Annotated in this window: 23 protein-coding genes and 1 pseudogene; 16 read left to right on the forward strand and 8 right to left on the reverse strand. The window is 71.5% G+C overall.

The features are described 5' to 3' along the window. Positions 1 to 90 precede the first annotated feature (90 nt). Positions 91 to 2,715 carry a LuxR C-terminal-related transcriptional regulator gene (locus ACH442_RS44365; RefSeq protein ID WP_396344205.1) on the forward strand — a complete coding sequence of 875 codons (2,625 nt, stop codon included), beginning with the start codon at positions 91 to 93 and terminating at the stop codon, positions 2,713 to 2,715. Here ACH442_RS44365 and ACH442_RS44370 read toward each other — a convergent pair. Further along, entirely contained in the window at positions 2,687 to 3,553 is an 867-nt protein-coding gene (locus ACH442_RS44370) for a YhjD/YihY/BrkB family envelope integrity protein (protein ID WP_396344206.1), read from the reverse strand. The genes ACH442_RS44365 and ACH442_RS44370 overlap by 29 nt on opposite strands. A 194-nt stretch (positions 3,554 to 3,747) precedes the next feature. Between ACH442_RS44370 and ACH442_RS44375 the strand changes: the two genes are divergently transcribed. The 7 genes and pseudogenes from ACH442_RS44375 to ACH442_RS44405 all read left to right on the forward strand — a co-directional run bounded on the left by ACH442_RS44375 (position 3,748) and on the right by ACH442_RS44405 (position 11,725). Further along, positions 3,748 to 5,568 carry an alkaline phosphatase family protein gene (locus ACH442_RS44375; protein WP_396344207.1) on the forward strand — a complete coding sequence of 607 codons (1,821 nt, stop codon included), beginning with the start codon at positions 3,748 to 3,750 and terminating at the stop codon, positions 5,566 to 5,568. 57 nt (positions 5,569 to 5,625) lie between these two features. After that, a complete protein-coding gene (locus ACH442_RS44380) occupies positions 5,626 to 6,462 on the forward strand; it encodes a class II glutamine amidotransferase (RefSeq protein WP_396344208.1) in 837 nt (278 codons plus the stop codon). Beyond that, positions 6,459 to 7,796: an amino acid permease gene (locus ACH442_RS44385; RefSeq protein WP_396344209.1), complete on the forward strand. Its 1,338-nt coding sequence runs from the start codon at positions 6,459 to 6,461 to the stop codon at positions 7,794 to 7,796. The genes ACH442_RS44380 and ACH442_RS44385 overlap by 4 nt, the downstream gene beginning before the upstream one ends. A 12-nt stretch (positions 7,797 to 7,808) precedes the next feature. Further along, positions 7,809 to 9,027 (forward strand): annotated as a pseudogene (locus ACH442_RS44390) (arginine deiminase). A 24-nt stretch (positions 9,028 to 9,051) separates the two neighbouring features. After that, the gene (argF, locus tag ACH442_RS44395; protein WP_396344210.1) at positions 9,052 to 10,053 is read left to right on the forward strand and encodes an ornithine carbamoyltransferase; all 1,002 of its coding nucleotides are present in this window, start codon (positions 9,052 to 9,054) and stop codon (positions 10,051 to 10,053) included. Next, complete coding sequence (gene arcC, locus ACH442_RS44400; RefSeq protein WP_396344236.1) at positions 10,053 to 10,982, forward strand: carbamate kinase; 930 nt, start codon at positions 10,053 to 10,055, stop codon at positions 10,980 to 10,982. Before argF ends, arcC begins: the two co-directional genes overlap by 1 nt. Beyond that, positions 10,979 to 11,725 (forward strand): metallophosphoesterase family protein, encoded by a 747-nt coding sequence (locus tag ACH442_RS44405; protein WP_396344211.1) that lies wholly within the window; start codon positions 10,979 to 10,981, stop codon positions 11,723 to 11,725. Before arcC ends, ACH442_RS44405 begins: the two co-directional genes overlap by 4 nt. 318 nt (positions 11,726 to 12,043) lie before the next feature. Here the strand turns inward: ACH442_RS44405 and ACH442_RS44410 are convergent, their stop codons facing one another. Continuing rightward, on the reverse strand, positions 12,044 to 12,535 hold the full coding sequence (locus tag ACH442_RS44410; RefSeq protein ID WP_396344212.1) for a hypothetical protein: 492 nt from the start codon (positions 12,533 to 12,535) through the stop codon (positions 12,044 to 12,046). 87 nt (positions 12,536 to 12,622) lie between these two features. Between ACH442_RS44410 and ACH442_RS44415 the strand changes: the two genes are divergently transcribed. Further along, positions 12,623 to 13,159 carry a hypothetical protein gene (locus ACH442_RS44415; RefSeq protein WP_396344213.1) on the forward strand — a complete coding sequence of 179 codons (537 nt, stop codon included), beginning with the start codon at positions 12,623 to 12,625 and terminating at the stop codon, positions 13,157 to 13,159. After that, entirely contained in the window at positions 13,146 to 14,549 is a 1,404-nt protein-coding gene (locus ACH442_RS44420; RefSeq protein WP_396344214.1) for an MFS transporter, read from the forward strand. The genes ACH442_RS44415 and ACH442_RS44420 overlap by 14 nt, the downstream gene beginning before the upstream one ends. Here ACH442_RS44420 and ACH442_RS44425 read toward each other — a convergent pair. From ACH442_RS44425 to ACH442_RS44445, 5 genes are all read right to left on the reverse strand, one after another. Then, positions 14,479 to 15,372, reverse strand: coding sequence for a YihY/virulence factor BrkB family protein (locus tag ACH442_RS44425; protein WP_396344215.1), 894 nt, complete (start codon positions 15,370 to 15,372; stop codon positions 14,479 to 14,481). The two genes, ACH442_RS44420 and ACH442_RS44425, sit on opposite strands and share 71 nt — an antisense overlap. After that, positions 15,369 to 15,782: a hypothetical protein gene (locus ACH442_RS44430; RefSeq protein ID WP_396344216.1), complete on the reverse strand. Its 414-nt coding sequence runs from the start codon at positions 15,780 to 15,782 to the stop codon at positions 15,369 to 15,371. Before ACH442_RS44430 ends, ACH442_RS44425 begins: the two co-directional genes overlap by 4 nt. A 14-nt stretch (positions 15,783 to 15,796) precedes the next feature. Then, the gene (locus ACH442_RS44435; protein ID WP_396344217.1) at positions 15,797 to 16,186 is read right to left on the reverse strand and encodes a hypothetical protein; all 390 of its coding nucleotides are present in this window, start codon (positions 16,184 to 16,186) and stop codon (positions 15,797 to 15,799) included. Between the two features lie 73 nt (positions 16,187 to 16,259). Then, positions 16,260 to 16,808 carry a hypothetical protein gene (locus tag ACH442_RS44440; RefSeq protein WP_396344218.1) on the reverse strand — a complete coding sequence of 183 codons (549 nt, stop codon included), beginning with the start codon at positions 16,806 to 16,808 and terminating at the stop codon, positions 16,260 to 16,262. A gap of 50 nt (positions 16,809 to 16,858) precedes the next feature. After that, positions 16,859 to 18,175 carry a diacylglycerol/lipid kinase family protein gene (locus tag ACH442_RS44445; RefSeq protein ID WP_396344237.1) on the reverse strand — a complete coding sequence of 439 codons (1,317 nt, stop codon included), beginning with the start codon at positions 18,173 to 18,175 and terminating at the stop codon, positions 16,859 to 16,861. A gap of 183 nt (positions 18,176 to 18,358) precedes the next feature. On the opposite strand from ACH442_RS44445, the gene ACH442_RS44450 reads away from it, so the two are divergent. The 6 genes from ACH442_RS44450 to ACH442_RS44475 are packed head-to-tail and all read left to right on the forward strand — an operon-like array spanning position 18,359 to position 21,502. Continuing rightward, the gene (locus ACH442_RS44450) at positions 18,359 to 19,186 is read left to right on the forward strand and encodes a M48 family metallopeptidase (protein ID WP_396344219.1); all 828 of its coding nucleotides are present in this window, start codon (positions 18,359 to 18,361) and stop codon (positions 19,184 to 19,186) included. A 12-nt stretch (positions 19,187 to 19,198) separates the two neighbouring features. After that, the gene (locus tag ACH442_RS44455) at positions 19,199 to 19,423 is read left to right on the forward strand and encodes a hypothetical protein (RefSeq protein WP_396344220.1); all 225 of its coding nucleotides are present in this window, start codon (positions 19,199 to 19,201) and stop codon (positions 19,421 to 19,423) included. After that, positions 19,420 to 20,094, forward strand: coding sequence for a potassium channel family protein (locus ACH442_RS44460; RefSeq protein WP_396344221.1), 675 nt, complete (start codon positions 19,420 to 19,422; stop codon positions 20,092 to 20,094). The genes ACH442_RS44455 and ACH442_RS44460 overlap by 4 nt, the downstream gene beginning before the upstream one ends. Further along, a complete protein-coding gene (locus ACH442_RS44465) occupies positions 20,091 to 20,501 on the forward strand; it encodes a hypothetical protein (RefSeq protein WP_396344222.1) in 411 nt (136 codons plus the stop codon). Before ACH442_RS44460 ends, ACH442_RS44465 begins: the two co-directional genes overlap by 4 nt. Continuing rightward, positions 20,501 to 20,959, forward strand: a complete 459-nt coding sequence (locus tag ACH442_RS44470) for a hypothetical protein (RefSeq protein WP_396344223.1) — start codon at positions 20,501 to 20,503, stop codon at positions 20,957 to 20,959. The genes ACH442_RS44465 and ACH442_RS44470 overlap by 1 nt, the downstream gene beginning before the upstream one ends. 9 nt (positions 20,960 to 20,968) lie before the next feature. Beyond that, a complete protein-coding gene (locus ACH442_RS44475) occupies positions 20,969 to 21,502 on the forward strand; it encodes an HdeD family acid-resistance protein (protein WP_396344224.1) in 534 nt (177 codons plus the stop codon). Positions 21,503 to 22,581: 1,079 nt separating this feature from the next. Here the strand turns inward: ACH442_RS44475 and ACH442_RS44480 are convergent. Then, positions 22,582 to 23,067, reverse strand: a complete 486-nt coding sequence (locus ACH442_RS44480) for a hypothetical protein (RefSeq protein ID WP_396344225.1) — start codon at positions 23,065 to 23,067, stop codon at positions 22,582 to 22,584. Positions 23,068 to 23,225: the final 158 nt, after the last annotated feature.

Below are 23,225 nucleotides of genomic sequence, written 5' to 3' on the forward strand. Positions count from 1 at the left end.
GGGAGTGGCGTCACGCGGCCGAAACTTGGCGTTACAAGTAACTCTGAGTAATGCGACCGATTTGCGGGCTTTTCCGGGGTGGGAGGCGATATGCGGGAGCAGCGGGGCAACGGCCCACCGACCGCGATAGCGTCCGCGCAGGTGGCACGCCCGCGCCTGCCCCAGGGAGTGATCTGGCGGTCCCGGCTGGCCGAGATGATCGACACCGGGACGCAACGAGCGGTGACGATGATCTGCGCAGGCCCCGGCTGGGGCAAGACCGCCCTGGCGTCCTCGTGGGCCGGGGCGCGGTCGATGAACGGGCCGATCGCCTGGCTCGCCCTCGACGCGGGACACAACGACCCGTACGTCTTCTGGTCCGATCTCATGCTCGCCCTACGCTGCAGCGGGGTGGTCCGCCCCGGCCAGGTCGTCCCCGACCGTGGTCCACTGCTCGGCGTGGACGGCCCGGCCTTCCTGCGCCGCCTCGGCTCCGGTCTGGGCGGTGCGCCGGGCCCGATCGTCATCGTCCTCGACGACCTGCAGGAGTTGACCGAGCCGCGGGTCCTGTCCAGACTGGCCGGCCTGCTGCGCAACCCGCCGGAACGCCTGCGCCTCGTGCTGATCAGCCGCACCGTGCCCGAGCTGCCGCTGCACCGCCTGCGGGCGGCCGGCGAGCTGACCGAGCTGCGCGCTTCCGACCTGGCGTTTCGCGTCGGCGAGGCGGCCGAACTGCTGGCCCTGCTCGGCCGGCGCATGCCCGGGGACGAACTGGCCACGCTGGTCCGCACCACCGAGGGCTGGGGGGCCGGGCTGCGGCTGGCGCTGGACGCACCGCCGGGGGTGGACCCGGACGACGCCGCCGCCGACTACCTGATCCGCGAGGTGCTGGCCGTGCAGCCCCCGCAGATCCGGGACTTCCTGCTCTCCACCAGCCTGCCGGACCGGATCTCGGGCAGCCTGGCCGAGGCGCTGACCGGCCGCCGCAACGGGGTCCAGGTGCTGGAGCAGCTGGAACGGGCCAACCTCTTCCTCGACCGGTCCGGCGGCGGCTGGTTCCGCTACCACCGGCAGTTCCGGGCCACACTGCGCGGCCGGCTGGCCCAGGAACAGACCGGGCACGCCGGCCGCCTGCACCTGCTCGCCGCGCAGTGGCACGCGCGGCAGGGCAGCCCGCTCACCGCGCTGAGCCACGCCGTCTCCGGGGGCGACTGGCGTCTGGCCGGCCGCCTGGTCGTCGACTACGCGGTTCCGCTGTTCGTCTCGCCGGACCGGATGGAGCTGGCCGGGTTGATCCGGCGGATCCCGGTCGACCGGCTGCCGGCCACCGCCGAGATCGCCTTCTGCCAGACGATGATCACCTATTCGATGGGCGACGTCGCCGGGGTGCAGCAACAGCTCGGCCGGGTCCGGCAGCTGCTGATCGGGCGGGAGGCCGACGCCCAGCGCTCGATCGGGATCGCGCTGAACGTGCTGGAGGCGACCATGGTGGCCCGCTGGCAGGGCGACATGCCGACGCTGATCGAAGTATCCACCCGGGTGCTCAACCGGCTGGCCGCGCTGCGCTGGGACCAGGTCCCGGCGATGCCGCAGTACCGCGCGATCGCCCTGGCCTGCAAGGGTGCCGGGCTGCTCTGGTCGGGCCAGCTCGACCACGCCGACCGTTACCTCTGGGCCGGCGCCACCGGGGCGCGAGCCGCCGGGATCCCGCTGATCGAGATCAACGCGCTCGGCAACCTGGCCCTGCTCTGCGTGATCCAGGGCGCCCTGCGCGAGGCCGCGGACCACGCGGCCACGGCGATCGGGGTGGCGCGCCGCATCGGCGCCGAGAACCGGATCGCGACCGCCCCGGCGTACCTGGCCCAGGCGGTGATCGAACGGGAGCAGGGCCGGGAGGCCGAGGCCGAGGAGTCGATGCGGCGCACCCTGCACGCGTGCGGCGACAATCCGGAAGCGGCACTGACCGTGCTGACCGGCTCGTTACGGGCGGGCCTGCTGATCGACCGGGGTGAGCCGCACACCGCCCGGGCGGTGCTGACCAAGGCGGTCGAGGAGGCCGGCCCGCGGGTGAACGCCCCGATCCTGGACCGGATCGTCACGCTGGCGCAGGCCGACACCGACCTCGCGCTGGACGATCCGTGGCCGGTGCTCACCCGCTACGCCCGGCAGGAGGGGCTCTTCGCGCCCGAGCAGTTGCGGCTGGCCCAGGCGTACCAGGCGGCCGGTCACCCGGCCCGGGCCGAGGCGGTGCTGGCGGTGCTGCGTGACGGGCCGGACCAGATCTCCGCAGTCTCGGCGTGGCTGCTCACCGCCCTGGCCGCGGACGCCAACGGCCGGGGGCAGCGGGCCGCCGAAGCGCTCGGCCGGGCGCTGGCCGCGGCCGAGCCGAACCGGATCCGGCGGCCGTTCCGCCGCTTCGACGCCGGGCGGATCATGATGCTGGCCGAGCGCCAGCAGTGGCTGACCGAGCCGCGCGGCGCCGCCGGTGAGGGCGTCCTGGCCGAGATCACCGGGGAGATCCTGATCGGCACGCCGCCGACCGCCGGGCCGCTCAGCGAACGCGAGATCGACGTCCTGCAGTACCTGCCGACGGTCCTGACCGCCGGGGAGATCGCCGAGAACCTGGGCATCTCGGTGAACACGGTGAAGGCGCACATGCGCTCGATCTACCGCAAGCTGGGCGCCGCTCGCCGCCGCGAGGCCGTGGTCATCGCTCGTCAGCTGGGGCATCTGTGAGGTCGCCGGCCTGGTCGTCCGTGTCCGGGCCGGCGAGCAGCGCGCCGATCACGGCGGCCAGCAGCAGGCAGAAGGAGAGGACGTAGAGCCAGCCGATGTAGGTGAACGCCAGCCCGATCGTGCCGTACCGGTCGGTGCTGGACTGCAGTGCCCGGGGCAGATAGACCGCCCCGGCGCCGCGCACCGCGACCATCATCAGGCCGAACGCGACCCCACCGGCGATCAGCGGCCGCCGCGGCGCCAGCGGGCCCAGCAGCAGCCACGGCAGCAGGATCGCCAGCGCCGTGTCCGCGACCAGCGCCACCAGCACCCCGGACAGGCGCGGCGCCGGCAGCAGCGCGGCCAGCGTGCCCAGGGCCCGCGCGAACAGCAGGAACACCACCAGCGCGACCACGGTCCCGATCTGCCGCCCGGTCGCCGCGGCCCCGGCCGGTCGCGCCGCGACCGTCCACACCACCCGGTAGGAGCGGACCAGCGCCCGGCTCAGCCCGGTCGCCGACAGGATCACGATGAGGCAGCCGACCACGCCGAAGGCGTTGCTGTGACTGCCGCTCAGCGCGGCCTGCAACAGCCGCTCGCTGGAGTCCGGCAGCTGCAGCACCTCGGCCAGCCGGGCCCGGTAGCCCGGCCCGAGCAGCGCCGCCAGCATGATCAGCATCGGGAAGATCGACGTGAACGACTGCGCGGCCAGGGTCATCGCCCGGTCGAAGATCTGCACCCGGACCAGTTCGCCCGCGCCGTGCAGCAGCAGCTTCCCCGGCCGGCTGCCGAGGATCAGGTCGGCCCGCGGCCGTAGCCGGCCCGGGATCCGCTGGAGAGGCCCGAGGGGCTCCGGCATCGCGGCCACCTTCCGCTCTGCTGTGGTTGCCGGCCCACTGTCCGCTCCCGGCCGCCGGCTCACCCCACCCCGGGCGAGTGAAACCCGCAGAACCCGATTGCCGTACGGCCACGGCCGCGTCCGGCCACGCCGCGCCCCCGCCCTCACCCCGCCGGAGTGAGGTGCGCCGGCCCGCGACCCGCGACCGTGGGGACATGCGGGTGACGGCGCTGGTGGCGACGGTGGTGCTCGGGGCGGCCGCCCTCGGGTTGACGATCGTGGTCCTGCCGGGGGTGAGCGCGGACAACGCCTGGGCCGTCGTGGGCGTCGCGACCCTGATCGGGCTGGCCGGGGCGCTGCTGCGACCGGCGCTGGTCCGGCTGCTGTCGGCGGCCGGCTGGGCCGCGGTCGTGTGCGGGTGGCTGCTCGCCCAGGCCCTGCTGGTCTACGTGGTGCTGGACCTGGCGCCCGGGGTGCACGTCGACGGGCTCGGGGCGGCGTTCGGCGCGGCGTGGCTGGGCGCGGGCCTGATGAGCGCGGGGCTCTGGGTGGTCACGGCGGGACAGGACGGCGTGGTCACCCAGCGTCTACTGCGGATCAACCGGCGGATCCGGGCGAGCGTGCCGGCCACCGACGTCCCCGGCGTGCTGATCGTGCAGATCGACGGGCTGTCGGCGCCGCTCGCGCGCTGGGCCGTCGAGGCCGGGAACCTGCCCGCGCTGGGCCGCCGGCTCGCCGCCGGCACGCACACGATGACCGAGTGGTACGCGCAGTTGCCGGCGACCACGCCGGCGAGCCAGGCCGGGATCCTGCACGGCGCGAGTGACCAGGTGCCGGCGTTCCGGTGGTACGAGAAGGACACCGCCCGCCTGGTCGTCACCAACCACCCCCGGGACGCCGCCCTGGTCGAGGCCCGCTGCTCCGACGGGCAGGGACTGCTGGCCGGGGGCGGGGTCAGCGTCAGCAACGTGTTCTCCGGGGACGCGCCGACGTCGCTGCTGACGATGAGCACCGCCCGCCGCGCCTCCGACGGCCCCCGCACGTACGTCTCGACGTACCTGCTCGACCCGTTCGGCCTGACTCGTTCCCTGGTCCTGACCGGCGGCGAGATCCTCAAGGAGCTGTACCAGGCCCGCCGTCAGCGGCTGCGCCGGGTCCGGCCGCGGATGCACCGCGCCTGGTCGTACGTGCTGCTGCGCGGCGCCACCAACGTCGCGCTGCGGCACCTGAACCTGGCCGTGCTGGCCGAGCAGCTGATGCGCGGCAAACCGGTGATCTACTGCGACTTCGTCGACTACGACGAGATCGCCCACCACGCCGGCCCGGCCCGTCCCGAGTCCCTGGCGGCCCTCGAAGGCATCGACGCGACCCTCGCCGTCCTCGAGGAGGTGGCCGCGGCGGCACCCCGGCCGTACCACCTGGTCGTGCTCTCCGACCACGGGCAGAGTCAGGGCGCCACGTTCGCGCAGCGCCACGGCGAGACCGTCGAGGCTCTGGTGACGGGCCTCGCCGGTACGCGGGAAGAGGGTGTCGTCGTTGCCGCGTCGGGCAATCTCGCCCTGATCTATTTCACCGAGCGACCAGGGCGGGTGACCCTGGAACAGATCGAGGAGGGCTGGCCCGATCTGCTGCCCGGCCTGATCACGCACCCGGGGGTCGGCTGGGTGCTGGTCCGGTCGGAGCGCGAGGGGCCGATCGTTCTCGGTCCCGACGGGCGCCGCTGGCTCGACGACGACCACGTCGAGGGCACCGACCCGCTGCACGGTTTCGGGCCGCACGCGGCCGACGACCTGCGCCGCCACGACCGCCTCGCGCACACCGGCGACCTGGTCGTCAACAGCGTCTGGGACCCGGCCACGCAGGAGGTCGCCGCGTTCGAGGACCTGATCGGCTGCCACGGCGGTCTCGGCGGCGCCCAGAGCCGCGCGGTCCTGATCCACCCGTCCGGCTGGGATCCGCCCGGCGACCTGGTCGGCGCCGACGAGGTGTACCGCTACCTGCTCGGCTCGCTGAAGAAGCTCACCCCGCCGGGGTGAACCCGCGCGGGCCCGGCCCGCCGACGATGACCCGCATCGACCTCGGAAGGAGCCGCGATGTGCCGGTGGCTTGCGTATTCGGGCACGCCGATCCGCCTCGACGAGCTGCTCTACAGACCACGCTTCTCCCTCATCGACCAGAGCATGCATTCCCGGTACGGCGTGGAGACCACCAACGGTGACGGCGTCGGCGTCGGCTGGTACCCGGTCGACGGGCCGGCCGATCCCGCGCTGTTCCGCAGTGTCGGCCCGGCCTGGAGCGACGCGAACCTGCGCGAGATCGCCCGCTCGACGTCGTCCCCGCTGTTCCTGGCCCACATCCGCGCCAGCACCGGCACCGCCGTGCAGCAGACCAACTGTCACCCGTTCCGCCACGAGAACTGGATGTGGGTCCACAACGGCTCGATCCGCGAGTTCCACAAACTCAAACGGGACCTGTTGCTCGCCGTCGACCCGCGGCTGTTCCCGACCATCGAGGGCTCGACCGACTCCGAGGTGATGTTCCACCTCGCGCTCACGTTCGGCCTGCGGGACCGGCCGGTCGCCGCGGTCGAGCGGATGGCCGGCCTGGTCGAGGCGGTCGGCCGGACGCACGGCGTGCCGGACCCGCTGCAGATGACGGTCGGCACCACCGACGGCGACCGGGTGTGGTGCTTCCGGTACTCCAGCGAGGGGCGCAGCCGGTCGCTGTACTACAGCACCGAGACCACCGCGCTGCAGCGCCTCTACCCAGAGAACCCGCAGCTCCAGCGCCTGTCGGAGGAGACCCGGCTGGTCGTCTCCGAGCCGCTCGGTGAACTCGAGGGTGCCTGGCAGCCGGTCCCGGAGTCGTCCTACGGAGTGATCCAGAAGGGTGCGGACGAACTCGGTCACTTCGAACCGGCCGCGCCGTGAACCGCACGCTCGGGCTCCCGCAGGCCACCGCCCTGATCCTCGGGACGATCATCGGGGTCGGGATCTTCAACCTGCCGTACTCCCTCTCCGGGATCGGCTCGATCAGCATCCTCGCGATGGTGCTGACCACGATCGGCGCGCTGGCCCTGGCCGTGATGTTCGCCGCGCTGTCCCGGCGCCTGCCGGCCGACGGCGGCCCGTACGCCTACGCCCGCGCGGCGTTCGGCAACACCGTCGGGTTCGCCAACGCCTGGTCCTACTGGATCACCGCATGGGCCGGCAACGCCGCGATCGTCACCGGCTGGGTCTACTACGTGGAGCACTTCGTCAACCAGGACGGGAAAGTCGGCTGGAGCATCCTCATCGCTCTGGTCGGGCTCTGGGTGCCGGCGCTGATCAACCTGTCCGGGGTGAAGAACATGGGTGTGGTCCAGCTCTGGACCACCGTCATCAAGTTCATCCCGCTGGTGATCATGTCGACGATGGGGCTGTTCTTCATCAGTACGGCGAATTTCAAGCCCGCCAACGTCAGCGGGGAGAGCGACTGGAAGGCGATCGGCAGCGCCATGGCGATCTGCCTGTTCAGCTACCTCGGCGTGGAGTGCGCCGCGGTCGCCGCGGCCAAGGTCCGCGACCCGGCTCGCAACGTGCCCCGGGCCACCGTGCTCGGCACCCTCGCCGCCGCCGTGGTCTACCTGCTCTCGATGGTCGCCGTCTTCGGCATCGTGCCGCTGACCACGCTCGCCGAGGACAAGGCGTCCTACTCGGCGGCCGCGAACCTGATGGCCGGCGGCGGCACCTGGGCCGGCGACCTCACCGCCCTCGCGGTGATCGTCTCCGGCTTCGGCGCGCTCAACGGCTGGACCATGATCTGCGCCGAGATGCCCCTGGCGGCGGCGAAGGACGGCGTGTTCCCGGCGGCGTTCGGGAAGATGTCGTCCCGCGGCGTGCCGGCCATCGGCATCCTGTCGTCGACGGTGCTGGGCAGCGTGGCGATGGCGATCAGCTACATGGGCGCCAGCGGGGCCACCGTCTTCAACACCCTGGTGCTGATGACCGGGATAACCGCCGCCATCCCGTACGCGTTCAGCGCCCTCGCCCAGCTCAAGTGGCGGGTCAAGGGCCGGCTGACGCGCGACGTCGTCATCGCCGTCCTCAGCCTGCTCTTCTCGATCCTCTTCGTCTGGTACTCGCGCAACACCGGCGACGACCGCTGGTTCGTGGTGTGGGGCCCGTTCCTGATGGCCGGCGGCGCCTTCCTGCTCGGCATCCCGGTCTACCTGTCCGTCCGTAAGCACATGACCGCGCCGCCGCCGGTCCCCGCCCACGAATGATCGGGGAGAACCATGCCATTCCACGTCGACTCCGAGACCGGCCGCCTGCGGCAGGTGATCCTGCACCGTCCCGGTGTCGAACTCAGCCGCCTCACCCCGGACAACGTCAGGGACCTGCTCTTCGACGACATCCTGTGGGCGCGCCGGGCCCGCGAGGAGCACGACGCGTTCGCCGAGGTGCTGCGCGAACGCGGGATCAAGGTGCACTACTTCGCCGAACTGCTCGCCGACGTGCTCGACATCCCGCACGCCCGCAACTGGGTCCTCGACCGGATCATCACCGACGACACCGTCGGCGTGACCCTGGCCGGGCCGCTGCGCCGGCTCGCCGAGCAGGCCGAGAGCGGGAAGCTGGCCGAATACCTGATCGGCGGTGTGCTCAAGCAGGAGCTGTCCGCGTTCACCGTCAACAGCCTGCGCTGGGAGCTGATGGGCGCCGACGACTTCGTGCTCGCCCCGCTGCCCAACCACCTGTTCCAGCGGGACAACTCGGCCTGGATCTACGGCGGGGTCAGCGTCAACCCGATGGCGATGGCCGCCCGGCACCGCGAGTCCGTGCACAGCTCGGCCATCTACCGGTTCCACCCGATGTTCACCCTCGCCGAATTCGACATGTGGTACGGCGCCGACGACCAGCCGCACCAGCCGGCCACCCTGGAGGGCGGCGACATCCACGTGCTCGGCAACGGCGGTGATGATCGGGCTGGGGGAGCGGTCGACCGCGATGGGCGTGGAGAACCTCGCCCGCAACCTGTTCCTGGCCGGCGCCGCGACCAAGGTGATCGCCATCGAGCTGCCCCACTCGCACGCGATGATGCACCTCGACACGGTGATGACCATGATCGACCGGGACACCTTCGTGATGTACCCCTACCTGCAGGACGCCCTGCGGTCGTGGACCGTGCTGCCCGGCGACGACGAGGACGGGCTCACCGTCGTCCGCAACGACGACCTGTTCGCCACGATCGCCGAGACCCTGGGCATCGACAAGATCCAGGTACTCGAGACCAACGAGGACGTACGGGCGGCGCAGCGCGAGCAGTGGGACGACGGCAACAACTTCCTCGCCGTCGAGCCCGGCGTGATCGTCGGCTACGAGCGCAACGTCACCACCAACACGTACCTGCGCCGACACGGCGTCGAGGTGATCACCATCGCGGGCAGTGAACTGGGCCGCGGCCGTGGCGGGCCACGCTGCATGACCTGCCCCGTCGAGCGCGACGCCGCCTGATCCCGTACCGAAAAGGAACTGATCATGTCTGTGAACCTGCGCAACCGTAGCTTCCTCAAGGAACTCGACTTCACGCCCGGCGAGTGGCGCTACCTGCTGCGGCTGGCCGCCCAGTTGAAGGCGGCCAAGTACAGCGGCACCGAGGTGCCCCGGATGACCGGCAAGAACATCGCGGTGATCTTCGAGAAGACGTCCACCCGCACCCGCTGCGCGTTCGAGGTGGCCGCCCACGACCAGGGCGCGCACGTCACGTTCCTCGACCCGGGCAGCACCCAGCTCGGCCACAAGGAGTCGGTCAAGGACACCGCGCGGGTGCTCGGCCGCTTCTACGACGCCCTGGAGTACCGCGGCTTCGGCCAGGAGAGCGTCGAGACGCTCGCCCGGTACGCCGGGGTGCCGGTCTGGAACGGCCTGACCGACGAGTGGCACCCCACCCAGACCCTGTGCGACCTGCTCACCATGCGCGAGCACACGGTCAAGCACGACAACGACGTGTCGTTCGCGTTCCTCGGCGACGCGCACAACAACATGGGCAACTCCCTGCTGGTCGCCGGCGCGATGATGGGCATGGACGTGCGCATGGTCGCCCCCGAGTCCCGCTGGAACCCCGACGAGGTGATCAAGGCGGCCGAGGCCATCGCCGAGACGACCGGGGCGCGGATCACCCACACCGAGGACGTCGGCGAGGGCGTGCGCGGCGCGGACTTCCTCTACACCGACGTGTGGTTGTCCATGGGCGAGCCGAAAGAGGCCTGGGACGAGCGGATCCGGCTGCTGAAACCGTTCCAGATCAACGGCGACGTGGTCCGCGCGACCGGCAACCCGGCCACGAAGATCATGCACTGCCTGCCGGCGTTCCACGACCGGCGCACCAAGGTCGGCGAGGAGATCTTCGAACACACCGGACTCGACGCCCTGGAGATCACCGACGAGGTGTTCGAGTCGCCGGCGTCGATCGTCTTCGACCAGGCCGAGAACCGGATGCACACGATCAAGGCGGTCATGGTCGCCACGCTGGGCTCGTGATGCGGATCGTCGTCGCCATCGGCGGCAACGCGCTGCTCGAACGCGGCCAGCGCCCCGACGCCGACGTCCAGCGGGCCAACGCCGTACGGGCCGTCGACGCGCTCGCGCCGCTCGCCGCCGAGCACGAGATCGTCATCACCCACGGCAACGGCCCGCAGGTCGGCATGCTCGCCCTGCAGTCGGCGGCCGACGCGAGCCTGCACGTGCCGTACCCGTTCGACGTCCTCGGCGCCCAGACCCAGGGCATGATCGGTTACTGGCTGCTGCAGGCGCTGCAGAACGCGCTGCCCGGCCGGCAGGTCGCCGCGATCCTCGACCAGACCCTGGTCTCGGCCGCCGATCCGGCGTTCACCAACCCGACCAAGTTCGTCGGCCCGGTCTATCAGGAACAGACCGCGCGACAGTACGCCGAGCAGCGCGGCTGGTCGATCGCGGCCGACGGCGCCGGATGGCGGCGCGTCGTCCCGTCCCCGCAACCGCAACGCGTCGTCGAGACCCGCACGATCCGCCAGCTCCTCTTCGACCGCACGGTCGTCGTCTGCGCCGGCGGTGGCGGCATCCCCGTCGTCCGCGACGAGGACGGCCGGTTGCGCGGCGTCGAAGCCGTCGTCGACAAGGACCTGGCCACCGCCGTCCTCGCCGAAGCCCTCGACGCGGACGCGTTACTGCTGCTCACCGACGTCCCCGCGGTCCTGCGCGGCTTCGGCGGCCCGGCACCGGCCCCGATCGCCCGCGCCACCCCGGCCGAACTGCGCCGGGAGAAATTTCCGGCCGGCTCGATGGGCCCGAAGGTCGAAGCGGTCAGCCGCTTCGTCGAACTGACCGGCGGCCTCGCCGCGATCGGCGCCCTCGACGACGCCGCCGCCATCCTGGCCGGCAAAGCGGGGACGGTCGTCACCCCCGCCGGGGACTACCATCTCGCAAGGTGAACATCGCTCACCTGTCGGACCTGCACTTCGGCGTCCACGATCCGGAAGCCGCGTCCCTGCTGGTGGCCGATGTGACCGCGTGGGGGCCGGCCCTGACCGTGGTCACCGGAGATCTGACGATGCGCGCCCGGGCCGGCGAGTTCCAGCTGGCCCGGGCGTTCCTCGACCGGCTGCCCGGCCCGGTGCTGGTCGTCACCGGCAACCACGACCTGCCGCTCGACCATCCGTGGCGGCTGTACCGTCCGTACCACCGGTACCGTGCGTTCATCTCCGCCGACCTGGATCCCGTGGTGCGGCTTCCCGGAGTCACCGCGGTGGGGCTGCAGTCGATGCCGCGGTGGCGCTGGAAGGACGGCCTGGTCCGCCGCTCCCAGCTGGCCCTCGTCGAATCCACGTTCGCCGCCGCGCCACCGGATGACCTGCGGCTGGTCGCGCTGCACCACCCGCCCTTCGGGCGGACCCTCCTCAACGGGGGCAAGCTCCTGCGCGCGGGCGCCGACCTGCTGCTGGCCGGGCACACCCACCATCCCGACGTACGCCCGATGAACGGCACCACCGTGGTGGTGGCCGGCACGGCGACGAGCCGCCGGGTGCGCCGCACGCCGCCGTCCTGGAGCCGCATCACCAGCGGCGACGGGGTGACCACCGTGACCGAACGCCACTTCGTGGCCGGCGGCTGGCGAACCGCCCGCCTGATCACCGTCCCCCGCTCCCGGCCCGTCGAACAGCTCTCCCCGAAGTAGACCGCGCGATCCTGCGGAGCGCGACGCCGGCCGGCCGGACGCCGGCGGTCGTGCCCGCGGCGGGCGCGACGCCGCAGCACCGCAGGCCCCGGCCGTGGCTCAGCGTCCGGCCGGCGCGCAGGGCTCAGCCACTTGCCCGGGGGAGGGCGGCCCGCGGGGGCTCCGGCATGTGCCCGGGGGAGGGTGGCCCGCGGGGGCTCAGCCACTTGACCGGCGGAGGGCGGCCCGCGGGGGCTCCGGCATGTGCCCGGGGGAGGGTGGCCCGCGGGGGCTCCGGCATGTGCCCGGCGGTGGGTGGCCGGCGCGGGCGGGCCGGTGTCAGTGCAGGAGGGTCTTCAGGAGGATCAGGGCGATGCCGAACGCGCCGGCCACCACGGTCGAGACGATGCGTTCGCCGGTGGTGAGGCGGCCGCCGGATCCGATGCGCCAGCCGGCCAGGCACAGCAGCAGCGTGCTGGTCGTCAGCGACAGGATCTCCGCGGTGAGCAGCGCGGCCCCCGACGCGCGCACCACGATCAGGACTACCAGCGGCACCAGCGACGCCGTGATGATCTCCCAGCCGCTGGTCAGCTGCTCGCGCACCACGTGCCACGCCGGCCGATGGCCTTCGTGGATGCGGTCGGCCACGATCCGCGCGTAGCGTTCCGCGACCCAGTACACGATCAGGGTGACGACCACGGCGAGGACCTCCCGCCAGGCCGCGACCTTGTGCGCGGTGACCAGGACAGCCGCGCCGACGATGATGCCGTAGATGCCCGAGGCGGTGGCCTCGGCGGTCTCGTGGGTGAGGCGGATCCGCGTACGCGCCATGGGGTGAAGCGTCACCGAAGAGCCCGCCCGGACCCTCACCCTGCCGGGGTGATTCGGTGGCGGCCCGTCGCCGTGAATCTGGGACGCATGTTCAGGCGACGGGAGCGCAACCTGCTGCGCCGCACTTCGGACCGGGTCGAGAGTCTGCTCGTCTTCCTTCTGGTCCTCACTTTTCTGGCCGGGGCGCCGCTGCTGGCGTGGCAGGCCGGGCAGGCCGGGTACCGGTCGGACCTGCAGGCCCAGCAGTGGGAGCGCGAGCACCTGTTCCCGGTGGACGCCCTGCTGCAGGAGACCGCGACCTCGGAGAGCGCCAAGGCCCGGTGGAGAGCGCCGGACGGCACCCTGCAGACCGGGCTCGTGCCGGCCACCGCCGGTGACCTGGCCGGGACGCGGGTGCCGGTCTGGGTGGACCGGGCGGGGGCACTGCAGGCGCCGCCGGGCAAGCACGACCCGGTCGCGCAGTCGGTGGCGATCGGCGTGGCCGTGGTGTTGTGCCTGGCCGCCGGATTGGCCGGCCTGTACCGGATCGCCCGTGCCGGGCTGGATCGGCGGCGGGACCGCGCGTGGACGCGGGAATGGCTTGAGGTCGGCCCGAGATGGAGTCGTGACAGTGGACGCTACTGACAACAAGGCTGCGCTGCGGCGGGCCCTGATCCCGTTCGCGCTGGCGCAGTTCATCTGCAGTTTCGCCGGTTCGAACATGAACGTGATGATCAACGACATCAGCGAGGACCTGGACACCACGGTGGCCGGGGTGCAGCTGACGATCACGATCTTCCTGCTGGTGATGGCGGCGCTGATGATCCCGGGCGGGAAGCTGACCGACCGGATCGGCCGCAAGCGCTGCCTGACCGCCGGACTACTGGTGTACGCCGTGGGTGCCCTGCTCAGTGCTTTCGCCCCGGGCATCGGCGTGCTGATCATCGGCAACTCGATCCTGGAGGGTGTCGGCACGGCGATGCTGATCCCGCCCGTCTACATCCTGACGACGCTGCTGTTCACCGATCTGACGTCGCGCGCGAAGGCGTTCGGTGCGATCAGCGCGCTGGGCGGGATCGGGGCGGCGACGGGTCCGCTGATCGGCGGGTTCATCACCACGGTGATCAGCTGGCGGGCCGCGTTCCTGTTCCAGGTGGCGGTGGTGCTGCTGATCGCGGTGCTGAGCCGACGCTGGGTGCACGACCCGCTGCCGCCGGACCCGTCGAAGCCGACCGACCCGGGTGGCGCCGTGCTCTCCGCGCTGGGGCTGGTGCTGGTGGTCTCCGGGATCCTGGCCGCCGACGACAACGGGTGGCTGATGCTGGGCCTGCTGGTGGCCGGCGCGGCCGTGCTGACGTGGTTCTTCCTGCGCGTACGAGCGAAGGAGCGCGCCGGCCGCCCCGCGTTGCTCTCCTCGGCGTTGTTCCGTAACCGCACGTCGAATCTCGGCATGCTCACCCAGTCCGCCCAGTGGCTGATGCTGATGGGCACGTCGTTCGTCGTGTCGGCGTACCTGCAGGTGGAGCGGGGTTACAACGCGATCGAGACGGGCGTGGTGTTCACCGCCACGACGGCCGGGCTGCTGCTGTCGTCGCTGGCGGCGGAACGGTTCGCCAAGCGGCGGGCGCAGCGCACCCTCATCCTGGTCGGCTTCCTGATCACCGTGGTGGGCACCGTCCTGCTGCTGACGCTGGTCTTCGCGTCGGACTCGGTGTGGGCGTTCATCCCCGGCCTGTTCGTGATCGGTTTCGGTCTCGGCGGGATGTTGACGCCGTCGGTGAACGTGGTGCAGTCGGCGTTCGGCGAGGAGCTGCAGGGCGAGATCTCCGGCCTGTCCCGCAGCGTGTCGAACCTGGGGTCGGCGCTGGGCGGCGCGGTCGCCGGGACGATCCTGGTGGCCGGGCTGGGCACGCAACCCGGGACGGCGTACGCCTTGGCCATGGGCGCCGTCGCGGTGGCCGGCGCTATCGGCCTGGTAGCGGCGTGGTTCCTGCCGGACCGGGCGGCTCCGGCAGCCGCTCCTGCTCCTTCCTGAGCAGCTCGTAGGCACGCAGGTCGGCGGGCGCCGGGCGGGAACCGTCCAGCGCCCGCGGCCACAACCGTCCCCACCGCACCGCGGCCACCTCCGCCGCCAGCACCAGGACGTTGCTGAGCAGGTAGAGCAGGGTGAAGACGGCCGCCACGGTCGCGAACCCGCCATAGATCGGCCCGGCCCGCCGGATCAGCCCGGGCAGCACCACCGCGCCGAGTTTCAGCAGCAGGGTCACGCCGGTCGCCCCGATCAGCCCGGCCGGCCACAGGGCCCGCAGCGGCGCCGGCCGGTCCAGCAGCAGCCACGCGACCAGCTGCAGCACGGTGAACGCGGCCACGAACGTACCGGCCGCGGGCAGCAGGGTCGCGGTGACCACGCCGGTCAGCAGGACGGCCAGGCCGGCGAGGACCCGCAGGTACCAGGAGATCAGTCCGGAGCGCCGCCGGTGCGGGACCGCGGCGACGTGGTTGAGCGTGGCGTAGGCCGACATCACCACCCCGGAGGCGGTGTAGGCGAGCCCGATCAGTCCCACGACCAGCGCGGCCGAGGAGGTCGGCAGGGCGGCGACGGCCGCGTCCACGTCGGCCCGCAGCGACGGCGGCACGAACGCCCCGACCACCTCCTGCCGCAGGCCGGGCCGGGTGGTCAGGGCGCGGGACACCACGGCCACGCCCAGCAGCAGGGCCGGGAAGAGGCTGAGGAATCCGTAGTACGTGATGAGCGCGGCCTCGCGCGGCCCGCCGTCGTCGAGGTACTTGCGGGTCACGGCCCAGACGAAGCCGGGGACGCGGTGCCGTCGCTGCCAGTCGTCGAGCCGGCCGATCACTTCCCGTACGCGTCGGGGACCTCGGCGCCGTGCACCACGACCGCCCAGGCGATCAGCAGCGACAGCCCGATCCCGATCACCGACCAGACCGGGTAGATCCCGAGGAACACGAAGTTGATCACCGCGGCGAGCGCGGTGAGCCCCACCGTCACCGCACGCGCCCAGCTCAGCCCGCGGATCAGGCACGGCCCGGTGATCAGGGCGAGGGCGCCGACGACGATGTGGATCCAGCCGACCCCGGCCAGCGGCAGGTCGGTCAGCAGGTCGGCGCGGTCCCCGGCGATGAACTCCGGGCGCAGCAGCGCGACCAGCCCGACACTCAGGTGCAGGGCGCCCAGCAGGACCAGCAGGATCCCGCCGAAGAGCACCCAGGCGATCCAGCCGGTGGCCCGGCTCTCCTCGATCTCCATGGCCGGTTTCCCTCTCAGCAGGTCGACAGCATGGCGTTGTGCAGGGTGTTCGCGCTGGTGCGGACGTCGCCGACGGAGGCGCGCACGGCGGCCAGGTTGGTGACGTCCGGGTTGTCCTTGGCGACCCGCAGGGACGTGCCGAGCTGGTCGGCGGCGACCCGCAGCGCGTCGGCCTCGGTGCCGAACTGCGCTTTCGCGTCCACGTAGAGCTGGTTGAGCTCTGTCTTGAGCTGGGTCAGGTACGGCCGGAGGGCGGAGAGTCCGCTGGCCGACACGTTGACGTCACGGATGTGGTCCACGGTGTTCTGCACCGCGTCCCAGCTGTCGCAGACCGGCGGGCGCGCGGCCTCGGCGGCGCTGCTGCAGCCGGACAGGAGCAGGACGAGCACGAGGAAACGCTTCATGGAGCCAGCGTCGCTCGCGGGTGGTGAACGGTCGTCACCCGTACCGGATGAGGCGGTTGCCGCGGGCCGCGAATCAGGATCTGAGGAAACGAAAGGGCAGCAGATGGCCATCGGACCCGTCCAGCTGATCGTGCTCGGTTTCCGGCACCCGGACTTCCACGGTGAGGTGATCGCCGAGCTGGAACGGCTGCGGCAGACCGACACGGTACGCGTGATCGACGCGCTCGCCGTCTACAAGGACGAGAAGGGCGCTATGGAGGTGGAGCACCTGAGCAACCTGACCCACGACGAGGCCGTCGAACTGGGCAGCAAGATCGGTGCCCTGGTCGGCCTGGGCATCGAGGGCGAGGAGGGCATGGAGGCCGGTGCCGCGCTCGGTGCCGCGGCCGCCGACGCCGAGGGCAAGGTCGCCGTCTTCGAGGACGCGCAGGCCTGGGACGTGCTCGCGGAGATCCCGGACGACAGCGCGGCCGCGCTGATCATGATCGAGCACCACTGGGCGGTGCCGCTGCGCGACGCGATCGCGCGGGCCGGCGGCTTCCGGCTCGCGGACGGGTTCATCAGCCCGTTCGACCTGATCGGCATCGGTCTGCTCAACGCCGACGAGGCCAGGGAACTGCACGACATCGAGACCGCCGGATCCTGGCGAAGAAGGAGATCACCATGTTCGGTTCACGCAGGGTCGCCCGTCGCACCGGGCGCCGCACCGCCCGCCGCGTCACCCGGCGCGTCGTCCGCCGGCGCTGACAGCGGCATCCCGCGGCGGCTGGCGAAAGCCAGCCGCCGCAACCGTGCCCAGTCCAGCTGCGCCGGCGCCGAGGGCACGCCGGGGCGCTGCCGCGGCACGCGGACCTTCAAGATCCCAGGGCAGATCCTCAACCGTACGGGGGTGGGCAGCTCCAGCGACTCCCCGTCCACGCCGACCGGGACCGTCGGCGTGTCCGCGTCCACGATCGCCTCACGTGCGGTGGTGACGGTCAGACCGTGCCGCCGGTGCACGGCGACCGCCAGGACCCCCAACTCGCCCCGGTCCAGCCGCGGCCGCCGCCCGTTGTCCGTCCGGTAGATGTTGTTGCTGATCAGCACGGCCTCCGGCCCGGTCAGCGTGACGTCGCCGGCGGTGAGCCGCAGCGACGACCCGCGGTTCAGGAAGTCCGGCAGCAGGTCCAGGGCGGTGCCGAGTTTCGCGTCCCGGTACGCCGGGCTGGCCACCACCGCGGCGTAGGCGCCGAACGACGCGTTGTTCACGAACGTCCGTCCGCCGATCAGCCCCAGGTCGATCCGGATCTCCTCGCCGTCGGTGAGCGCGTCCAGGCCGGCCGCCGGGTCGTCGCGGTCCAGCCCGAGGTCCAGCGCGAAGTGGTTGCGGGTGCCGGCCGAGAGCACCAGGAACGGCAGGCCGTGCTCGGCGGCGATCCCCGCGACCAGGGCTTGCGTCCCGTCGCCGCCGGCCACGCCGAGCAGGTCGGCGCCGTCGAGCACGGCCCGGCGGGCGACCGCGGCCACGTCGACGGCCGGGCCGTCCAGCAGGAACACGTCCGCGCCCAGCGCCTGCGCCCGCTCGGCCAGGGCGAACCGGCCGACCTTCCCGCCGCCGGAACGCGGATTCATGATCAGGAACGGTCGCCGGGGTGCCGGGGTCCGGTAGGCCACCGGCGGGGCCGGGTCGGCCAGGGCGCGCCGGCCGGCGGCCACCGCGAGCGCCCAGAGCAGCCCGAACCCGGTGACGACGGCGACCAGGTTCGCGCGGGCGAACAGCACCGCGACGACCAGCGGGGCGAGCACCACCACCGTGGCCGCGGCCCAGCGCACGATCCCGCGGTGGGACAGGAACCACCACGCCGCGGCCAGGGTGACGGCGCTGCCCAGCGCCGCGGTGAGCAGCAGCGCGAGGCTGGCCGCCACGCCCGCGACCACCAGGACCAGCACTGTCGCCGCGGCGGCCGCGGCGAACGCCAGCCGGGCCGTCCAAGGTCGTCCCTCGCCCATCGCCACCGCCGCCCTTCCGTACGTACCGAATCAGGTTTGTGCATTTCGGTCGTGAAAAGCGTCCCCGGGGCGGCATCCACCGGCCTCACTCCGGCGGGATGAGGTGTGCCGGCGGCCCGGCGCGGAAAGTCGGCACCGAACCGCGGCATCCGGAGTCCGCGGGCCCCGGAGAAGGAGGACACCGTGTCGACGTCGACAGCCGCCGGCAAACGGTTGCGGCATCCGGCCGAAATGCCGTTCTACGTGTTCATGGTGGTGCTCAACCTGATCATCATCTGGTTGATCCTGCAGGCCGCGTTCACTCTGCCCTATCTGCCGGACCGGCTGGAGAACACCGGCTGGGCCACCGCCGTGCGCAGCGCGTTCATCGGGTTACTGCTGCTGGTGCCGATCCTGGTGATCATCCGCGAGACGCAGCGGGCGTCGGTGCGCGGCACCGCGGTCGAGCTGAGCCCGCATCAGTACGGCGAGCTCTACAAGACCGCCGACGACTTCGCCCACCGGCTCGGACTGCCCCGCCGGCCGACGATCTACCTGGCCAACGGCAACGGGACGCTGAACGCGTTCGCGGCCCAGGCCACCGGCCACGACTACGTGGTGCTCTCCAACGAACTGTTCGCGAACCTGCAGCAGAACAACCGGGAGGGACTGCGATTCATTCTCGGACACGAGCTCGGGCACATCCGGCTGCACCACGTCTCGCTGTGGTACCAGCTGTCGGTCGCCTACTCGGAGAAGATCCCGGTGCTCGGCCCGACCCTGTCGCGGCTGCGGGAGTACTCGTGCGACCGGCACGGCGCGCACCTGTGCCCCAACGGCGCGTCCGGCCTGGTCCTGCTCGCCTCCGGCCGGCACACCGAGCACACCACCGACGTGCAGCAGCTGATCCGGCAGGGGCAGGCGCTGCACGGGTTCTGGGTGGAACTGGCCCAACTGCCGCAGTCACATCCGTTCACCGTACGGCGCATCGAGCGGCTCGTCCGCCTCGGGCTCCTGCAGGCCGTGGACTAGGAGGTGGACGTGATGCCCGACCCGACCTACCAGGTCCGTGTCTCCGGGGTGATCCCGGACGAACTGCTCGACGAACTGCGCGACCTCACGGTCAGCGTGGAACCGCCGGAAACCGTGCTGCACGGCAACCTGCCCGACCAGTCCGCCGTGGTCGGCCTGATCTCCCGGATCCACGGGCTGGGGCTGCGGCTGATCGAGGTCCGCCGGCTGCCGGCGGGTGACGACCAAAAAGAATGAGACCCCGATTCGGGTACGGCACGGTGCTGCTCCTGATCGTGAGCACCTACGTGCTGGCGATCTTCGCCGAGCACCGCTGGACGGTCACCGTCCTGCTCGCCGTGCAGACCGTCACGGTCTGGCAGTCGCTGCGGGTCGCCCGCGCCCGCCCCGGGCTGCGGCTGGCCGGTGCGGTCGTGTTCGTCCTCGCCCTGGTCGCGGCGGTGCTGAGCGTCCTGGACGTCGGGCCGCTCACCGCCATCGCGTTCTCCGCGGCCAGCGTGCTGTATCTGCTGGCACCGTTCGCGATCGTCCGCGACCTGGGCCGGCGGGACACCGTGGACCTGCAGACGATGCTCGGGGCGCTCGCCGCGTACCTGCTGATCGGGATGGCCTTCGGGTTCGCCTACGAGTGCCTGGCGCAACTGCAGCCCGGGCCGCTCTTCGGTGAACGCGGGGACCCGCCGTTGTCCGAGGCGCTGTTCTTCAGCTTCGTCACGGTGACCACCACCGGCTACGGCGACCTCGTCCCGGCCGGCAACCCGGCCCAGACCATCGCCGTGTTCGAAGCCCTCACCGGGCAGCTGTTCCTGGTCACGGCGGTGGCCAAGGTCGTCGAGAACTGGCGCCCGCGCAACTGGAGCCGGGGGTCATCCACCGGGGATGACGCGATCGGAGAGGAGGTCCGATGAGCATGGTGTCGCTGTTCGTCCTGGTCTTGCTGGCACTGTGCGCGGCCGGCCGGGAACGGCGGACGCGGAAGGCGTTCGCCGAGGACGGCCCGGCGTTCCGGTGCCGGGTCCGGTTCCGGCGCGGGTGGTCCCGGTGGATGTGGGCCCGCTGGACCGGTGACCTGCTGGTCATCCGGCGCGGGCCGGTGTTCGACCGCATCCGGCGGATGCCGGGCGTGGTGCTGTCCGAGGGTGTCGTCCGCCGGCACATACGCGGCCGGAACCTGATCGCGGTGCGGGTCTGCGTCGCCCCCGGCACGGTGATCGAGGTCGCCGCGGACGGCCTGGACCGGGCCGAACTGGTCGGCCCGTACGTAGCCGCGGCGTTCAGCGCGCTGACGCCGCCACGATTCCTCAAGGAGATCTGATGTCCGAGACACAGCAGCAGAACCCGGCGTACGGCGACGAGCAGCCCTACACCCCGCCCGGTTCGGCGCGCGAACCCACCGCCTGGGTCGGCGCGGTCGTCTTCGCCGGCGTGATGCTCCTGCTCACCGGCGGCTTCCAGATGATCGAGGGATTCGTCGCCCTGTTCAAGGACGACTACTTCCTGACCACCCGCAACGGCCTGGTGCTGACGTTCGACTACACCAGCTGGGGGTGGACGCACCTGCTGATCGGGGCGCTCGCGGTGCTCACCGGCATCGGCGTGTTCCTCGGCCAGATGTGGGCCCGGGTCGTCGGGATCATCGTCGCGGTGCTCAGCGCGTTCGCGAACATGATGTTCCTGCCCGCGTACCCGATCTGGTGCTCGATCGTCATCGCCACCGACATCCTGGTCATCTACGCCCTGGCCGTGCACGGCCGCGAAGTCCGCTACCGCTAGGGGGTTCCCATGACACGAACCACCGGCTGGGCCAGCCTGATCGCCGGGGTGGCCGCCCTGGTCCTCGGGATCGTCGCGTTCGCCTGGCCGTCGGCGACCCTCCACGTCGTCGGCGTCCTGTTCGGCCTGAACCTGCTGATCCTCGGCGTGGTCCGGGCCTGCCAGTTCCTGTTCACCGACGAGGAGTCCTCGGCCGGCGCCCGCATCCTCGGCGTCATCTTCGGCGTCCTCGTCGGACTGCTCGGCATCCTCTGCCTGCGCAACGTGGCCGGCTCGATCACACTGCTGCTGGTCATCGTCGCGCTCGGCTGGCTCCTCGACGGCCTCGCCGAGATCTTCACCTCGGTCGGCTCGCCGCGCAGCGGCCTGCGGATCGGGCTCGGCCTCGTCGTAGTCCTCGCCTCGATAGCCATCCTGGTCTGGCCCGGTCTCGGGCTGGCCACGTTCGTCCTGTTCGGCGCGACGACGCTGTGCTTCGTCGGGATCGGCGGGATCATCGTCGGGATCGCCGGGCTGCGCTCCCGCGACGCCCAGCCCGTCTGACCGATCCGCCCCGGCCGGGCCCGGTGCCTCGTCCCTGCGAGGCCCCGGGCCCGGCCGTCACCGGGAGTGTCGAGAAAACGCGCCTGCCGTCGGCAGCGTGCCGGCGGGTGGCCGGTAGCTGCCGCTGACAGCCGGTGATCGTCGTGACCAGCGCGCTGGTGATGCGGATGATGGTGGCGAGCCAAAGCGGCCGTGACGACGGTGCCGGGCTCGGACCGCCGACGTTGGGCGGGGGGAGTCGTACTGGGAATCGTCATGACGTTGAGGTCCGACTTCTTCTTGGTGCGGAACTGTCCTTTCCACCACGAAAGGCCACGCCGAACCCGCAATTGTGAGCCAGCACGCGAACATCCCGCCCACCGCGGCGATCTGGTACCGCAACCTGCTGCCCATCGAGCAGCTCGATGGGCTTACCTATCGGCGGACCCGGGTGTTGTAGATGGTGAGTGCCGCAGGTGGCGGCATGTAACGAGTGAATCCGGGTGGGTTACCGGGGCGGCGGGCTCGGGCGTCGCGTGGACTGGGTGGCGTGTGGAGCATCGGGAAGGTCACTGATGTCCGGACCGGGCTGCTCTGGGTGGTCTCACTGGCCGGAGGGCCGGCAGACCTGCATCGATGTGCTCTGCGCCTACCTGCGGATGCCCGCACAGGAGGGTGACGAGCCGCGTAACGCGTGCTTCCCGTTCACCGCCGCGCTGCTTTTATCTGAACAAGCGGTCCCGCCGCCGCAAGGCTCGGATGCGTCACTTCGGGCGGCCGAGGATGACGGGGCCGGGGGCCCGCTGTGTGGATCCAGCCGCTGCTGGTCGCGCTGAGGCGGCCGGGTTCGTGCGTCAGGGTCGAGATCGCTGACCGCGATCACGTCGAGCTGCCAGGGTGGTTCGGCCCAGCAGATGGTCATGCCGGGTTGCGGATCGCTCCAGATGACGGTGCTGCAGGGGACCCGAGCATGTGCGCTGGCGGGCCTGAATGCGCCGGCAATTCGGCTAGGGCGGGACTGCCCGGGTCCTCGGCAGCACATGCGCAGCGCGCCGGCGTTGGAGCGTGTCGTAATTATCGAACACCGGCACTAGGTGTCGTTAGCCGCCCCAGTTGGGGTGGTTGGCAGCTGGCGGGTCCGGGCACCAATAGATCCAGTCGGATTCTTTGTTGGCGACGAGTTTGTGGTCCTTGTATGCCGAGACCCGCGCGTAGTAGTTCCAGCACCCCGTCTCGGCAACACGGGTGGTAATTGTGGTGAACCAGTGGGATCCCATGATGGTGTGGCACTCCTGCTCCACGTTTGAGCGGACGGTCCAAAACATGGTGTCGGCCTTCATGTTCATGATGACGAGGCAGATGTTGTCGTAGTCGCCGACGTTGAAGTAGCTACCGTCGCCGTAGAAGACTTTGTCGGTGATCCGGGCAACGCCGATGGAGATCGTGGAGTTGGACGCCAGGGCAGGCGAAGCGCTGGCTGCCAAGGTGACGGCGGCTGCGGCAGCGCCTGCCGCAAGGTGACGCACGCCGGCATACCGCCAGCTGCGCGTGCCGGTCCGTACTTTGCCGGTGGGGTTGGTGTTCATGGATTCCTCCTGTGGTGTCGCCCGTCGCCGGGGTATGACGCCGATGGCGGGTCGGTGCATTGGGCGTTTGGGCTAGGCCCGGGTGGAGCTGACGGTGGCGTCGGGTGACGCCGTGATCGCCGGCCGGACTTCGACGTGGACGTTCGGGAACAAATCCA

Source organism: Actinoplanes sp. NPDC020271 (assembly GCF_044388125.1).
Lineage (GTDB): Bacteria > Actinomycetota > Actinomycetes > Mycobacteriales > Micromonosporaceae > Actinoplanes.

What these genes read in the sequence shown, in the direction of transcription:
- arcC (WP_396344236.1), top strand. Translation starts at nt 10,053, where the DNA reads ATGCGGATCGTCGTCGCCATCGGCGGCAACGCGCTGCTCGAACGCGGC.
- ACH442_RS44480 (WP_396344225.1), bottom strand. Translation starts at nt 23,067, where the DNA reads ATGAACACCAACCCCACCGGCAAAGTACGGACCGGCACGCGCAGCTGG.
- ACH442_RS44365 (WP_396344205.1), top strand. Translation starts at nt 91, where the DNA reads ATGCGGGAGCAGCGGGGCAACGGCCCACCGACCGCGATAGCGTCCGCG.
- ACH442_RS44460 (WP_396344221.1), top strand. Translation starts at nt 19,420, where the DNA reads ATGAGACCCCGATTCGGGTACGGCACGGTGCTGCTCCTGATCGTGAGC.
- ACH442_RS44435 (WP_396344217.1), bottom strand. Translation starts at nt 16,186, where the DNA reads ATGAAGCGTTTCCTCGTGCTCGTCCTGCTCCTGTCCGGCTGCAGCAGC.
- ACH442_RS44415 (WP_396344213.1), top strand. Translation starts at nt 12,623, where the DNA reads ATGTTCAGGCGACGGGAGCGCAACCTGCTGCGCCGCACTTCGGACCGG.
- ACH442_RS44430 (WP_396344216.1), bottom strand. Translation starts at nt 15,782, where the DNA reads ATGGAGATCGAGGAGAGCCGGGCCACCGGCTGGATCGCCTGGGTGCTC.
- ACH442_RS44470 (WP_396344223.1), top strand. Translation starts at nt 20,501, where the DNA reads ATGTCCGAGACACAGCAGCAGAACCCGGCGTACGGCGACGAGCAGCCC.
- argF (WP_396344210.1), top strand. Translation starts at nt 9,052, where the DNA reads ATGTCTGTGAACCTGCGCAACCGTAGCTTCCTCAAGGAACTCGACTTC.
- ACH442_RS44475 (WP_396344224.1), top strand. Translation starts at nt 20,969, where the DNA reads ATGACACGAACCACCGGCTGGGCCAGCCTGATCGCCGGGGTGGCCGCC.
- ACH442_RS44410 (WP_396344212.1), bottom strand. Translation starts at nt 12,535, where the DNA reads ATGGCGCGTACGCGGATCCGCCTCACCCACGAGACCGCCGAGGCCACC.
- ACH442_RS44375 (WP_396344207.1), top strand. Translation starts at nt 3,748, where the DNA reads ATGCGGGTGACGGCGCTGGTGGCGACGGTGGTGCTCGGGGCGGCCGCC.
- ACH442_RS44445 (WP_396344237.1), bottom strand. Translation starts at nt 18,175, where the DNA reads ATGGGCGAGGGACGACCTTGGACGGCCCGGCTGGCGTTCGCCGCGGCC.
- ACH442_RS44380 (WP_396344208.1), top strand. Translation starts at nt 5,626, where the DNA reads ATGTGCCGGTGGCTTGCGTATTCGGGCACGCCGATCCGCCTCGACGAG.
- ACH442_RS44370 (WP_396344206.1), bottom strand. Translation starts at nt 3,553, where the DNA reads ATGCCGGAGCCCCTCGGGCCTCTCCAGCGGATCCCGGGCCGGCTACGG.
- ACH442_RS44455 (WP_396344220.1), top strand. Translation starts at nt 19,199, where the DNA reads ATGCCCGACCCGACCTACCAGGTCCGTGTCTCCGGGGTGATCCCGGAC.
- ACH442_RS44465 (WP_396344222.1), top strand. Translation starts at nt 20,091, where the DNA reads ATGAGCATGGTGTCGCTGTTCGTCCTGGTCTTGCTGGCACTGTGCGCG.